The sequence below is a fragment of the Caballeronia grimmiae genome (assembly GCF_000698555.1).
Lineage (GTDB): Bacteria > Pseudomonadota > Gammaproteobacteria > Burkholderiales > Burkholderiaceae > Caballeronia > Caballeronia grimmiae.
This window is the reverse complement of record NZ_JFHE01000001.1, coordinates 165,707-178,382: the sequence shown is the minus strand read 5'-3', so window position 1 is coordinate 178,382 and position 12,676 is coordinate 165,707. Positions and strand designations below refer to the sequence as shown.

11 protein-coding genes are annotated in these 12,676 nt (G+C 64.7%); 8 read left to right on the top strand and 3 right to left on the bottom strand.

The genetic code is table 11. From position 1 onward, the window contains the following. Window positions 1–135 precede the first annotated feature (135 nt). The 3 genes from BG57_RS00830 to BG57_RS00820 all read left to right on the top strand — a co-directional run bounded on the left by BG57_RS00830 (window position 136) and on the right by BG57_RS00820 (window position 2,424). A complete protein-coding gene (locus tag BG57_RS00830; protein ID WP_035959528.1) occupies window positions 136–1,452 on the top strand; it encodes a cytochrome-c peroxidase in 1,317 nt (438 codons plus the stop codon). An 89-nt stretch (window positions 1,453–1,541) separates the two neighbouring features. After that, the gene (locus BG57_RS00825; protein ID WP_035959527.1) at window positions 1,542–1,940 is read left to right on the top strand and encodes an RT0821/Lpp0805 family surface protein; all 399 of its coding nucleotides are present in this window, start codon (window positions 1,542–1,544) and stop codon (window positions 1,938–1,940) included. A 22-nt stretch (window positions 1,941–1,962) separates the two neighbouring features. Further along, window positions 1,963–2,424 (top strand): NUDIX hydrolase, encoded by a 462-nt coding sequence (locus BG57_RS00820; RefSeq protein WP_035959526.1) that lies wholly within the window; start codon window positions 1,963–1,965, stop codon window positions 2,422–2,424. Between the two features lie 18 nt (window positions 2,425–2,442). Here BG57_RS00820 and BG57_RS00815 read toward each other — a convergent pair whose 3' ends face one another. Both BG57_RS00815 and BG57_RS00810 read right to left on the bottom strand, forming a co-directional pair. Then, window positions 2,443–3,420: a transporter substrate-binding domain-containing protein gene (locus tag BG57_RS00815; RefSeq protein ID WP_035959525.1), complete on the bottom strand. Its 978-nt coding sequence runs from the start codon at window positions 3,418–3,420 to the stop codon at window positions 2,443–2,445. 97 nt (window positions 3,421–3,517) lie between these two features. Then, window positions 3,518–5,227 carry a glutamine--tRNA ligase/YqeY domain fusion protein gene (locus BG57_RS00810; RefSeq protein ID WP_035959523.1) on the bottom strand — a complete coding sequence of 570 codons (1,710 nt, stop codon included), beginning with the start codon at window positions 5,225–5,227 and terminating at the stop codon, window positions 3,518–3,520. Window positions 5,228–5,548: 321 nt separating this feature from the next. On the opposite strand from BG57_RS00810, the gene BG57_RS00805 reads away from it, so the two are divergent. Further along, window positions 5,549–5,761, top strand: a complete 213-nt coding sequence (locus tag BG57_RS00805) for a hypothetical protein (RefSeq protein ID WP_035959522.1) — start codon at window positions 5,549–5,551, stop codon at window positions 5,759–5,761. Window positions 5,762–5,831: 70 nt separating this feature from the next. Here BG57_RS00805 and BG57_RS00800 read toward each other — a convergent pair whose 3' ends face one another. After that, window positions 5,832–7,052: a CaiB/BaiF CoA transferase family protein gene (locus BG57_RS00800; protein WP_035959521.1), complete on the bottom strand. Its 1,221-nt coding sequence runs from the start codon at window positions 7,050–7,052 to the stop codon at window positions 5,832–5,834. A 215-nt stretch (window positions 7,053–7,267) separates the two neighbouring features. Between BG57_RS00800 and alaS the strand changes: the two genes are divergently transcribed. The 4 genes from alaS to BG57_RS00780 all read left to right on the top strand — a co-directional run bounded on the left by alaS (window position 7,268) and on the right by BG57_RS00780 (window position 12,675). Next, a complete protein-coding gene (gene alaS, locus BG57_RS00795) occupies window positions 7,268–9,892 on the top strand; it encodes an alanine--tRNA ligase (RefSeq protein ID WP_035959520.1) in 2,625 nt (874 codons plus the stop codon). Between the two features lie 132 nt (window positions 9,893–10,024). Then, the gene (locus tag BG57_RS00790) at window positions 10,025–10,261 is read left to right on the top strand and encodes a hypothetical protein (RefSeq protein WP_035959839.1); all 237 of its coding nucleotides are present in this window, start codon (window positions 10,025–10,027) and stop codon (window positions 10,259–10,261) included. 120 nt (window positions 10,262–10,381) lie between these two features. Further along, the gene (locus tag BG57_RS00785; protein ID WP_035959519.1) at window positions 10,382–11,434 is read left to right on the top strand and encodes a threonine aldolase family protein; all 1,053 of its coding nucleotides are present in this window, start codon (window positions 10,382–10,384) and stop codon (window positions 11,432–11,434) included. Window positions 11,435–11,526: 92 nt separating this feature from the next. Then, the gene (locus tag BG57_RS00780) at window positions 11,527–12,675 is read left to right on the top strand and encodes an iron-containing alcohol dehydrogenase (protein ID WP_035959517.1); all 1,149 of its coding nucleotides are present in this window, start codon (window positions 11,527–11,529) and stop codon (window positions 12,673–12,675) included. Window position 12,676: the final 1 nt, after the last annotated feature.

Sequence of the window (12,676 nt, the reverse complement as noted above, 5' to 3'; positions counted from 1 at the left end):
GCGCTTTCGGCGATGTAATGTTCGCTTAACATTTCCCCCGCTCACGCGCCGGATATGACGGAATCAAGGCTTGTCATATCGGAGCAACAAAGGCCGCATACCCTTCGCGTCTCTCGGTTTCTCTTCTTCTCGTTCATGCCTTCGATGCGTCTTCCGTTCGTTCTGTGTGCAATCGCGCTCGCTGCGTTGTCGGCGGCATTGAGCGGATGCGATTCGCGGGAGGCCAATGCAGCAACGAACCCGCCGACGCAAGGGCAATCGCGCGCCGAAGTCTTCGCGCATGTGAAGATGATGTCGTCCATCGGCGAGAAGCTCTTCTTCGATCCCGCGCTGTCCGGCTCGGGCAAGCTCGCGTGCGCGTCGTGCCATAGTCCGGGGCATGCGTTCGGTCCGCCTAACGCGCTGTCAGTGCAGCTCGGCGGCAGCGACATGCATCGCTCGGGCTTTCGGGCGGTGCCTTCGCTGAAGTATCTGCAATCGGTGCCGCAGTTCACCGAGCATTTCCACGATTCCGACGACGAAGGCGACGAAAGCGTCGATGCCGGCCCGACTGGCGGACTCACCTGGGATGGCCGCGTCGATCATGGCGCGGATCAGGCGCGCATTCCGTTGCTGTCGTCGTTCGAAATGGGCAGCACGCCGGCGAAGGTCGCGCAATCGGCGAAGGCCTCGCCGTATGCGGACGATTTCCGTCGCGCATTCGGCGCGAATGTCTTCGATAGCGACGACAACACGTTCAAGGCGGTGCTCGCCTCGCTCGAAGCGTTCGAGCAGACGCCGCAGAAGTTCTTCCCGTACACGAGCAAATTCGATGCGTTCCTCGCCGGCCGCGCGAAGCTCAACGATGCCGAACTGCACGGCCTGCAGCTTTTCAACGACGAGAAGAAGGGCAACTGTGCGGCCTGCCATATCAGCCAGCGCGCGAAAGACGGCTCGCCGCCGCAGTTCAGCGACTTCGGGCTGATCGCGATCGGCGTGCCGCGCAACCGCGCGTTGCCGGTCAACAAGGACGCGAATTTCCACGATCTCGGCGCATGCGGTCCCGAGCGCACGGATCTCAAGGGCCGCGATGAATTCTGCGGCCTGTTCCGCACGCCGTCGCTGCGCAACGTCGCGACTCGCAAGACGTTCTTTCATAACGGCATCTACCATTCGCTGGACGATGTCGTGCGCTTTTACGTGCAGCGCGATACGAACCCGGAGAAGTTCTATCCGGTATCGAAGAAGGGCGTCGTGCAGAAGTTCGATGACCTGCCGCGCCGCTATTGGGACAACATCAACACCGAGCCGCCCTTCGATCGCAAGCGCGGCGACAAGCCCGCACTCGACGAGGCCGAAATCAAGGATGTCGTCGCGTTTCTCGGCACGCTCACCGACGGCTACGATCCCGCCACGGCCAAGGAAGCGCAAAAGGGCACGGCGGTGCAGGACATGAAGGCGTCCGCGAACTGACGCGAGGCAGAGCGCGTCAACGCCTCATGCTATCCTCGTTGCGTTCCGGCGGGCCGCCGCCGGATCACCTTGCAACGAGGAGATTTTCCATGTCGATTCATCAACGAGCGCTTGCTCGAGCCTGCATCCGGACGATCGCGGCCGCCGCGCTCGCTGCGTCGAGCGCAGGCGCATTCGCCGCCAATCTCGGCTTTCTGAACAATACGCCGATCACCTATATGAAGCAGCGCGACCTGCAGGCCCTCAACAAGGCCGCTCAAGTCGCGCTCGACTCAAAGAAGCCCGGCGAATCGCTCGACTGGAACAACGAGGGCGCGGGCAACCCGGTGCCGGTCAATGGCACGGTGACGCCACACGAAACCTTCGAAGCGGACGGCATGCAATGCCGGAAGGTCACGCTCGTCGCGAACGCGAAAGGGCAGACGCAGACCTGGACGCCCACGGCCTGCAAGCAGGCCGACGGCAAGTGGAAGCTCAGGAAGCAATGATCGCGGCCGGAGTTGACGCGCGATGACCGGCCGCACCGTATCGTGCGGCGTGGTCATCCTGAACCCGCACGGCGATGTGCTGCTCTGCCACGCGACCGAGACCACGCATTGGGACGTGCCCAAGGGCCAGGCCGATCCCGGCGAAAGTCCGCGCGATGCCGCGTTGCGCGAACTCGTCGAGGAGACGGGCATCGTGCTGTCGCCGGAACGGCTCGCGCATCTGAAGGATCTGGGGCGCTTCGTCTATCGGCGGGACAAGGATCTGCATCTGTTCGCCGTGCGCGTGGCGGACGGCGAGGTGGACCTCGCGAAGTGCGTGTGCGAGTCCTATTTCCCGCGCTACGGCGACGGCACGATGATCCCCGAAATGGATGCTTACCGCTGGGTCAGCCCGGACGACGTCGACCGCTTTGCAAGCCGCAGCCTCGCGCGCCTCTTTCAAAGCACGCTGTCGCTTGCCGAGCTGAACGAATCGCTCGACTGAACGAGGCGGGGAAGGGGATCAGTCGATCGTGCGGTCGTTGGGATTCGCGAAAAGCGCCTTCATCTCCGCCGACATCGGGAATTGCAGGTTGATGCCGGCCGGCGGGATCGGCTGCATGAACCAGGCATCGTAGAGCTTCGTGGCTTCGCCGGAGCGCTGCATGTTCGCGATCACGTCGTCGACGATGCGCTTGAACACGGGATCGCCCTTGCGCATCATGCAGCCGTACGTCTCGTTCGCAAGCGATTCGCCCGTCACCATGTATTCATGGCGCGCCGCGCCTTGCTCGGCGATTTGCCCGTACAGCAGCGGATCGTCCATCACGAACGCGACGGCGCGATCGTTCTTCAGCGCGGCGAAGCCTTCGGCGTGATCGCGCGCGCTGATGATGCGCATGTTGAGCTTGCGCTCCATCGTCATTTGCCGAAGGATGCGCTCGTCGGATGTGCCCGCCGTCGTCGCGACGGTCTTGCCCGCGAGATCGGCGTAATCGCGAATGCCCGATTTGCGCTTCACCGCCATGCGGATGCCGTATCGAAAGAAGCTGTTCGAGAACGCGACGAGCGGATCGCGTTCCGCGAGATGCGCAGTCGAGCCGCATTCGAGATCGACCTGATTGTTGACCACGTACGAGATGCGGTTCGCGGACGTCACGACCACGTGCTTCACCGTGAGATTCGGCATCATGAGCCGGCGCTTGACCTCGTCGACGACCTTGAGCGCGATCGCATACGAGTAGCCCGTCGGCTGCTGCTTGACCATGTACGAAAACGGAATCGACGATTCCCGCGCGCCGAGCACGATCGCGCCGTTCTCCGCGATCTTGCGCAGCGTCGCCGATGGCGGCATGTGATCGACGAGCGTCTGCGCCGAGCTGATCTCGGTAGCGGTGGCGGCATGAACGGGCAGGGCCGCGAACGAGAGCGCGGCGGCAATCGCGCATGAAACGCGCTGCGCGCGCAGGCGGCGGGGCAAGGGGCAATGCGGCAGCTTCATGATGTCCTCGCTTGAAGCGGCGGGGTCTTGCTCGACTTCGTTGCGGCAGGCGGACGCCGCATGGCCGTGCGGCGTCCTTCAGGCGATGCGGCCGGCCTCAGGCCGGCTTGCCCCAGCTGTCGCGCAGGCTGACGATGCGGTTGAACACCGGCTTGCCCGGCTGCGAATCGACGCGATCCGCGACGAAGTAGCCGTGCCGCTCGAACTGGAAGCGGTCTTCGGGCAACGCTTCGCGGGCGCTCGGTTCGAGATACGCGTTCACGACGCGCTTCGATGCCGGGTTGAGCGCATCCAGGAACTCCGCGCCGCCCGCGCCGGGTTGCGGTTCCTTGAACAGCCGGTCGTAGATGCGGACTTCGGCGGCATAGGCCGTGGCCGCGCTGACCCAGTGAATCGTGCCCTTGACCTTGTACGCGTTCGCGCCATCCGTGCCGGACTTGCTGTCGGGGAAGTAGTTGCAGTGGACGGCGATCACGTTGCCGTTTTCGTCCTTGTCCGCGCCGGTGCATTCCACGACGAAGCCGTATTTGAGGCGCACCTTGTTGCCGGGGAACAGGCGGAAGTAGCCCTTAGGCGGCGTTTCCTGGAAGTCTTCGCGCTCGATCCACAGCTCGCGCGAGAACGGGAAGGTGCGCGTGCCGCGATCCGCATGATGGGGATGCACCGGTGCGCTGCACTCGTCGGTCTGTCCTTCCGGATAGTTGTCGATGATGAGCTTCAGCGGATCGAGCACGGCGATCGCGCGGGGCGCTTTTTCGTCGAGATCGTCGCGCAGCGCGCCTTCGAGGATGCTCATGTCGATCCACGAATCGACCTTCGTCACGCCGACGCGCTCCACCATCAGCCGGATGCTTTCCGGCGTGAAGCCGCGCCGCCGCACGCCGACGATGGTCGGCATGCGCGGATCGTCCCAGCCTTCGACGTGATTGTCCTGCACGAGCTGCAGCAGCTTGCGCTTGCTGGTGATCGCATACGTGAGGTTCAACCGCGAAAACTCGATTTGCTGCGGCAGCGGACGCGCGAACACGCCGTCGTCGGCGAGTTGTGCGAGGAACCAGTCGTAAAGCGGCCGATGATCCTCGAATTCCAGCGTGCACAGCGAGTGCGTGATGTTCTCGAGCGCATCCGATACGCAGTGCGCGTAGTCGTACATCGGGTAGATGCACCACTTGTCGCCCGTGCGGTAATGATGCGCGAAGCGGATGCGGTAGATCACCGGATCGCGCATGTTGAAGTTCGGCGACGCCATGTCGATCTTCGCGCGCAGCACGTGCTCGCCTTCCTTGAACTCGCCCGCCTTCATGCGGCGGAAGAGGTCGAGGTTTTCCTCGGGCGTGCGGCTGCGATACGGCGAGTTGATGCCGGCTTCGGTGGCCGAGCCGCGCGTCGCGCGCATCTCTTCGGCGCTCTGGCTGTCGACATACGCCTGGCCTTTTTCGATGAGCTTCTCGGCGAACTCATACAGCTTGTCGTAGTAGTCGCTCGCGAAGTACTTGTGCTCGCGGCCGTCCTTGTTCCAGTCGAAGCCGAGCCACTTCACGGCGTCTATGATGGAATCGACGTATTCGACGCTTTCCTTCTCGGGATTCGTATCGTCGAAACGCAGGTGGCAGACGCCGCCATAGTCCGCGGCCAGCCCGAAGTTCACGCAAATGCTCTTCGCATGGCCGATGTGCAGGTAGCCGTTCGGCTCGGGCGGAAAGCGCGTCTCGACGCGCTGCGCCCATTTGCCCGAGCGGTTGTCGTCTTCGATGATGTTGCGGATGAAATTGGATGGCGCCGGGGCGTCGTTGCGATCGGTGTTCATGCGGAGAAGAGTGCCAACGTGCTGCTGCGTGGGGAATCGGTTCGGGAAACGTTCGTCGCGGCTAGAACGCGTTCGAATGCATTGAATATCGGGACGATTCTACCTTACGCAACCGCGACGGGCGTGGTTGCGGCGTCAGGCGGCGGGATGGGGAGCGCGCCGATCGTAACGACGGTAACGGGACGTAAATCGGCTTGTGGGCGGCGTTCCGAGAATTTTAAGATCGCGTCGCCAAGTTCGATTCCGGCGGCTTTCGAAAGCGCCGTGATTCCGGACGCAGGACGGACAAGACATCACAACGACAACACAAGGATTTCGACCATGAAGAAGATCGCCATCACGACCATGAAGCTCGCGGCTGCCGCTGCACTCGTTTCCAGCCTTGCCGCGTGCTCGGGATTGTCACGCCAGCAGGCTCACGCGGCCATCGGCGCGGGCGCGGGCGGCGCGCTCGGCTACGTGCTGACGGGCGGGCCCGTGGGAACCATCGCGGGCGCGGCGGCGGGCGGCCTGATAGGGGCGGGGACGCGGTAACGGCGCGCTAAAGGGCGCATCAGGCCGATGCGCTCCGGCGCGGGCCGGCGGGAGCGCATCGCACCGAGCCTCAGATCACCTTCGATTCCCGCAACTGCGCGATGCGCGCCTCGTCGTACCCCAGCACGTCCGACAGCACGCTGCCCGTATGCTCGCCCAGCATCGGCGGATGCGTGCGCGCTTCGGGCGGCGTCGCGCTCATCTTGATCGGATTGGCGACGAGCTTCACCGCGCCCGCTTCGGGATGCGGCAGATCGATCTGCATCTGACGGGCGATCACCTGAGGATCGTCGAAGACTTCCCCGAGATCGTTGATCGGCCCGCACGGCACGCCCGCCGCTTCGAGCGCCGCGAGCCATTCGTGCTTGCCGCGCGCGCGCACCATGTCCGCGAGGATCGGCACGAGCACGTCGCGGTTGCGCACGCGCGACGGGTTGGCTGCGAAGCGCGCATCGTCGGCGAGTTCGGCGCGTCCGCCCGCTTCGACGAACTTGCGGAACTGGCCGTCGTTGCCGACGGCGACGATGATCCATCCATCGCTCGTCTGGAACGTCTGATACGGCACGATGTTCGGATGCGCGTTGCCCCAGCGCACCGGCGGCTTGCCGCTCGCCAAAAAATTCGTGTTCATGTTCGCGAGCATCGCGACCTGGACATCGAGCAGCGCCATGTCGATGTATTGCCCTTCGCCCGTCCGGTCCCGATGCGCCAGCGCCGCAAGCACGCCGACTGTCGCGTACATGCCGGTCATCAGATCGGCGATCGCGACGCCGGCCTTCTGCGGCCCGCCGCCCGGCTGGCCGTCACGCTCGCCGGTAATGCTCATGAAGCCGCCGATGCCCTGAATGATGAAGTCGTAGCCCGCGCGCTGCGCATACGGCCCGGTCTGCCCGAAGCCCGTCACCGAGCAATAGACGATGTCCGGCTTCACCGCTTTCAGCGACGCGTAATCGAGCCCGTACTTCTTCAACTGGCCGACCTTGTAGTTCTCCAGCACGACATCGCTCTGTGCGGCCAGTTCGCGCACGATCCGCTGGCCTTCGGGCGTGGCGATATCGACCGTCACCGAACGCTTGTTGCGGTTCGCCGCGAGGTAATAGGCGGCTTCGCGGGTGTCCGCGCCGCCGGCTGTCTTCAGGTACGGCGGACCCCAATGACGCGTGTCGTCGCCGGTTTGCGGCCGCTCGATCTTGATGACGTCCGCGCCGAGGTCGCTCAAGGTCTGGGCGCACCACGGCCCCGCCAGCACGCGGGTCAGGTCCAGTACGCGGATGTGACTTAACGCTCCCACAGGCTTTGTCTCCGGTTTTTGTTCGGTTTCGACTGCTCAACGGTGGTTGAGCGGGCCAGGTGCAAGCTTAACGCAGCAGGGTTGACGGGCGCGGTGGCAACGGGCCAATCCCGTATAATCAAAAACTTACTTTTAGTCTTGCCGGAGCCCCGGTTCACGGGCTTCGAAAAGGCTTCGTCAGAAAACCAGCAGAAACGCAAAAAGCCCCGTACGCCATGAAAGCCGCCGAAATACGCGAGAAATTCCTGAAGTTTTTCGAATCGAAGGGTCACACGATCGTCCGCTCGTCGAGCCTCGTGCCCGGCAACGACCCGACGCTGCTTTTCACCAACTCGGGCATGGTCCAGTTCAAGGACGTGTTCCTCGGCGCGGAATCGCGGCCCTATTCGCGGGCGACCACCGCGCAGCGCAGCGTGCGCGCGGGCGGCAAGCATAACGATCTCGAGAACGTCGGCTATACCGCGCGTCATCACACGTTCTTCGAGATGCTCGGCAACTTCTCGTTCGGCGACTACTTCAAGCGCGACGCCATCCACTATTGCTGGGAGCTGTTGACCAAGGTCTACATGCTGCCGCCGGAGAAGCTCACCGTCACCGTCTATCAGGAAGACGACGAAGCCTTCGACATCTGGGCGAAGGAAATCGGCGTGCCGGTCGAGCGCATCATTCGCATCGGCGACAACAAGGGCGCGCGCTACGCATCGGACAACTTCTGGCAGATGGCCGACACCGGCCCGTGCGGTCCGTGCTCCGAAGTGTTCTACGACCACGGCCCGGAAATCTGGGGCGGCCCGCCGGGATCGCCTGAGGAAGACGGCGACCGCTTCATCGAGATCTGGAATCTCGTGTTCATGCAGTTCAACCGCGACGCCCAGGGCAACATGACGCCGCTGCCCAAGCAGTGCGTCGATACCGGCATGGGCCTCGAACGTCTGGCAGCGGTGCTCCAGCACGTGCACAGCAACTACGAGATCGATCTCTTTCAGACGCTCATCAAGGCCGCCGCCCGCGAAACCAGCACCGCCGATCTCGAGAACAACTCGCTGAAGGTCATCGCCGACCATATCCGCGCGTGCTCGTTCCTGATCGTCGACGGCGTGATCCCCGGCAACGAAGGCCGCGGCTATGTGCTGCGCCGTATCGTGCGCCGCGCGATCCGCCACGGCTACAAGCTCGGCAAGAAGGGCGCGTTCTTCCACAAGCTGGTGGCCGATCTCGTCGCCGAGATGGGCGCGGCGTATCCGGAACTGAAGGATGCGCAGCAGCGCGTGACCGACGTGCTTCGCCAGGAAGAAGAGCGCTTCTTCGAGACGATCGAACACGGCATGTCGATTCTCGAAGGCGAACTCGCCGAACTGGAAAAGAAGGGCGTCAAGCAACTGGACGGCGAACTCGCGTTCAAGCTGCACGACACCTACGGCTTCCCGCTCGATTTGACCGCGGACGTGTGCCGCGAGCGCGGCGTGACCGTCGACGAACCCGCGTTCGACGACGCAATGGCCCGCCAGCGCGATCAGGCCCGCGCGGCCGGCAAGTTCAAGCTCGCAGCGGGGCTGGAGTACTCGGGCGCGAAGACCACGTTCCACGGCTACGAGAAGGACATCTTCGACGACGCGAAAATCGTCGCGATCTATGTCGAAGGCGCATCGGTGAAGGAGGCGGCTCACGGCCAGCAGGCCGTGGTCGTGCTGGATCACACGCCGTTCTACGCGGAATCCGGCGGTCAGGCGGGCGATCAGGGCGTGCTCGTGAACGCCGCCACGCGCTTCGAAGTGGCCGACACGCTGAAGGTGCAAGCGGATGTCGTCGGCCATCACGGCACGGTCGCGCAAGGCACGCTGAAGGTCGGCGACGTGGTGAAGGCGCAGATCGACGCCATCCGCCGCGCCCGCACCGCGCGCAACCACTCGGCCACGCACCTGATGCACAAGGCGTTGCGCGAAGTGCTCGGCGGCCACGTGCAGCAGAAGGGCTCGCTCGTCGATGCCGATAAAACCCGCTTCGACTTCGCGCACAACGCGCCGATGACGGACGACGAAATCCGCCGCGTCGAGGAAATCGTCAATGCGGAAATCATCGCGAATGCGCCGGGCGTCGTGCGCGTGATGCCTTACGACGAAGCCGTGAAGGGCGGCGCAATGGCGCTCTTCGGCGAGAAATACGGCGACACCGTGCGCGTGCTCGACCTCGGCTTCTCGCGCGAACTGTGCGGCGGCACGCACGTGCAGCGCACCGGCGACATCGGCTTCTTCAAGATCGTGATGGAAGGCGGCGTGGCGGCGGGCATTCGCCGCGTCGAAGCCATCACCGGCGACAACGCCGTGCGCTACGTGCAGGAACTCGACGCGCGCATCAACGCCGCCGCGAACGTGCTGAAGGCGCAGCCCGCCGAACTCACGCAGCGCATCGCGCAGGTTCAGGAGCACGTGAAGTCGCTGGAGAAGGAACTGTCGGCGCTCAAGTCGAAGCTCGCATCGAGCCAGGGCGATGAGCTCGTCTCGCAAGCCGTCGAGGTGGCCGGCGTGCAGGTGCTCGCCGCGCAACTCGAAGGCGCCGACGTGAAGACGCTGCGCGAAACCGTCGACAAGCTGAAGGACAAGCTGAAGAGCGCGGCCATCGTGCTCGCTTCGGTCGATGGCGGCAAGGTCAGCCTGATAGCAGGCGTGACGCCGGATGCATCGAAGAAGGTGAAGGCGGGCGAACTCGTCAACTTCGTCGCGCAGCAAGTGGGCGGCAAGGGCGGCGGACGTCCCGACATGGCGCAAGCGGGCGGCACCGAGCCGTCGAAGCTGCCGGCGGCGCTCGCCGGCGTGACGGGCTGGGTGCAGCAGCAGCTCTGAGCATCGCGGTAAAGCAGCAAGCAGGATGAAGCGGCCCGGTCGGCTCACGTCGACCGGGCCGTTTTGCATTACGGTTTGTCAGGCACAGCGCGTGCAAATGGTCGTTCATCCCAACGACGAAGGAGATGAATGATGAATCGCAAGTTCGCATCGATGCTGCTGGCCGCCACGATGATCACCGCGACCGGCGCCGTGCAGGCGAAGGGCTGTCTGGAAGGCGCGGCGGTAGGCGGCGTCGCGGGTCACGTGGCCGGCAAGCACGGCACGGCGGGCGCGGTCGGCGGCTGCGCGATCGGCCATCACGAAGCGAACAAGAAGGAGAAGAAGGCGCAGCAGGCCGCGGCGGCAAGCGCACCGGCAGCGAAGTAACACCCGGCAGGCCGCGCGGACCCATGCAGCGGGACCGCGCGGCCAACCGCTAAAATGGCCGGCAATTCGTGGCGCGAGCCTGGTACATGCGCCTGAGTCAACAGCCATCAAAGCGATCCCATGACAGCGCCCACGCATCTCACGCAACACTTCGCCTCCGACAACTACGCCGGCATCTGCCCCGAAGCGCTCGCCGCGCTCGTCGAGGCGAACACGAGCGGACACGAACCCGCTTATGGCGACGATTCGTGGACGGCACGCGTCTGCGACCGCATCCGCGACCTGTTCCAGACCGACTGCGAAGTGTTCTTCGTCTTTAACGGCACGGCGGCCAATTCGCTCGCGCTGGCGTCGCTGTGTCAGTCGTATCACTCGGTCATTTGCCACGAACTCGCGCATATCGAAACCGACGAATGCGGCGGCCCCGAGTTCTTCTCCGGCGGCTCGAAATTACTCACCGCGAAGGGCGAGAACGGCAAGCTCACGCCGGACGCCATCGAAGAGCTGGTGACGAAGCGCGCCGATATCCACTACCCGAAGCCCAAGGTCGTCGCGCTCACGCAGGCCACCGAAGTCGGCACGGTCTACACCGTCGAGGAAGTGCGCGCGATCGCGGCCATCGCGAAGCGCCGGCATCTGAAAGTCCACATGGACGGGGCGCGTTTCGCGAATGCGGTCGCGACGCTGAACGTGCATCCGTCGGAGATCACGTGGCGCGCGGGCGTCGACGTGCTCTGCTTCGGCGGCACGAAGAACGGCTTGCCGGTGGGCGAGGCGGTCGTGTTCTTCGACAAGGCGCTCGCCGCCGATTTCGCGTATCGCCTGAAGCAGGCGGGGCAACTCGCTTCGAAGATGCGCTTCATCTCCGCGCCGTGGCTCGGTCTGCTCGATAACGACGTCTGGCTGCGCAACGCCCGCCATTCCAACGCGATGGCGCAACTGATGGCCGAGCGTCTCGCCGGTATCCCCGGCGTCAACGTGCTCTTCAAGCCGCAGTCGAACGCGGTGTTCGCGGAACTGCCGCCGCAGGTTTCGGCGGGGCTGCGCGCGAAGGGCTGGCGGTTCTATCAGTTCATCGGCTCGGGCGGCTGCCGCCTGATGTGCGCATGGGACACGGCGCAAGAGACCGTCGAGCGGTTCACCGACGAAGTGCGCGCGCTCGCCGCGCGTTGACCGGCTCCACGCCGATACCCGATTGACACGCGCGCCGCGCGGCTCCTAACATGGCCGCACTATCCACCCTGCGTTAGGAATCGTCGCCCGCCATGGCCTTCATCTTCTATCTGACGCATATCCATCTCGGCTATGACTCGCTCGCGATGCTCCACAGCGAATGCGAGCGCATCGGCATCAAGCGGCCGCTCGTCATCACGGACAAGGGCGTCGCGGCGGCGGGGCTGGCGGCGCGCGTCGTCGAAAGCGCGCAGCTCGGCGCGCTGCCCGTGTTCGACGAGACCCCGTCGAATCCGACCGAAGCGATGGTCATGCAAGCCGCCGATCAATACAAACGCGAAGGCTGCGACGGTCTGATCGCGGTGGGCGGCGGATCGTCGATCGATCTGGCGAAGGGCGTCGCCATCGCGGCGACGCACGACGAGCCGCTCACCACGTACGCGACCATCGAAGGCGGCAGCGGCAAGATCACCGAGCGCGCCGCGCCGCTGATCGCGGTGCCGACCACATCGGGAACGGGCAGCGAAGTGGCGCGCGGCGCGATCATCATCCTGAACGACGGGCGCAAGCTCGGCTTTCACTCGTGGCATCTGCTGCCGAAGTCTGCGGTCTGCGATCCCGCGCTGACGCTCGGCCTGCCGCCCGGACTCACGGCCGCGACCGGCATGGACGCGATCGCGCATTGCATCGAAACTTTTCTGGCGCCCGCGTTCAATCCGCCCGCCGATGGCATCGCGCTCGATGGCCTCGAGCGCGCCTGGGCCAACATCGAGCGCGCGACGCACGACGGTCAGGACCGCGACGCGCGTCTCAACATGATGTCCGCATCTATGCAGGGCGCGATGGCGTTTCAGAAGGGCCTCGGCTGCGTGCATTCGCTGTCGCATCCGCTGGGCGGCCTCGCGGTGAACGGGCGCACGTCGCTGCATCACGGCACGCTGAACGCGGTCGTGCTGCCGGCGGTGCTTCGCTTCAACGAAAGCGCGCCGACGGTGGTGGCCGAGCGGCGCTTTGCCCGCATGCGCCGCGTGATGAACCTCGCCGATGACGCCGATGTCGCGCAAGCCGTGCACGACATGACCGAGCGCCTCGGCCTGCCGACGCGTCTGTCGCAGATGGGCGTCGATGCGTCCATGTTCGACAAGGTCGTGAAGGGCGCGCTGGCGGATCACTGCCACAAGACGAATCCGCGCGAGGCAAGCGCCGAGGACTATCGGCGCATGCTGACGGAGTCGCTCTGAA

Bases quoted from the DNA above. Each gene is read 5' to 3' on its own strand.
- BG57_RS00830 (WP_035959528.1), top strand. From the start codon at position 136: ATGCCTTCGATGCGTCTTCCGTTCGTTCTGTGTGCAATCGCGCTCGCT.
- BG57_RS00825 (WP_035959527.1), top strand. From the start codon at position 1,542: ATGTCGATTCATCAACGAGCGCTTGCTCGAGCCTGCATCCGGACGATC.
- BG57_RS00820 (WP_035959526.1), top strand. From the start codon at position 1,963: ATGACCGGCCGCACCGTATCGTGCGGCGTGGTCATCCTGAACCCGCAC.
- BG57_RS00815 (WP_035959525.1), bottom strand. From the start codon at position 3,420: ATGAAGCTGCCGCATTGCCCCTTGCCCCGCCGCCTGCGCGCGCAGCGC.
- BG57_RS00810 (WP_035959523.1), bottom strand. From the start codon at position 5,227: ATGAACACCGATCGCAACGACGCCCCGGCGCCATCCAATTTCATCCGC.
- BG57_RS00805 (WP_035959522.1), top strand. From the start codon at position 5,549: ATGAAGAAGATCGCCATCACGACCATGAAGCTCGCGGCTGCCGCTGCA.
- alaS (WP_035959520.1), top strand. From the start codon at position 7,268: ATGAAAGCCGCCGAAATACGCGAGAAATTCCTGAAGTTTTTCGAATCG.
- BG57_RS00790 (WP_035959839.1), top strand. From the start codon at position 10,025: ATGAATCGCAAGTTCGCATCGATGCTGCTGGCCGCCACGATGATCACC.
- BG57_RS00785 (WP_035959519.1), top strand. From the start codon at position 10,382: ATGACAGCGCCCACGCATCTCACGCAACACTTCGCCTCCGACAACTAC.
- BG57_RS00780 (WP_035959517.1), top strand. From the start codon at position 11,527: ATGGCCTTCATCTTCTATCTGACGCATATCCATCTCGGCTATGACTCG.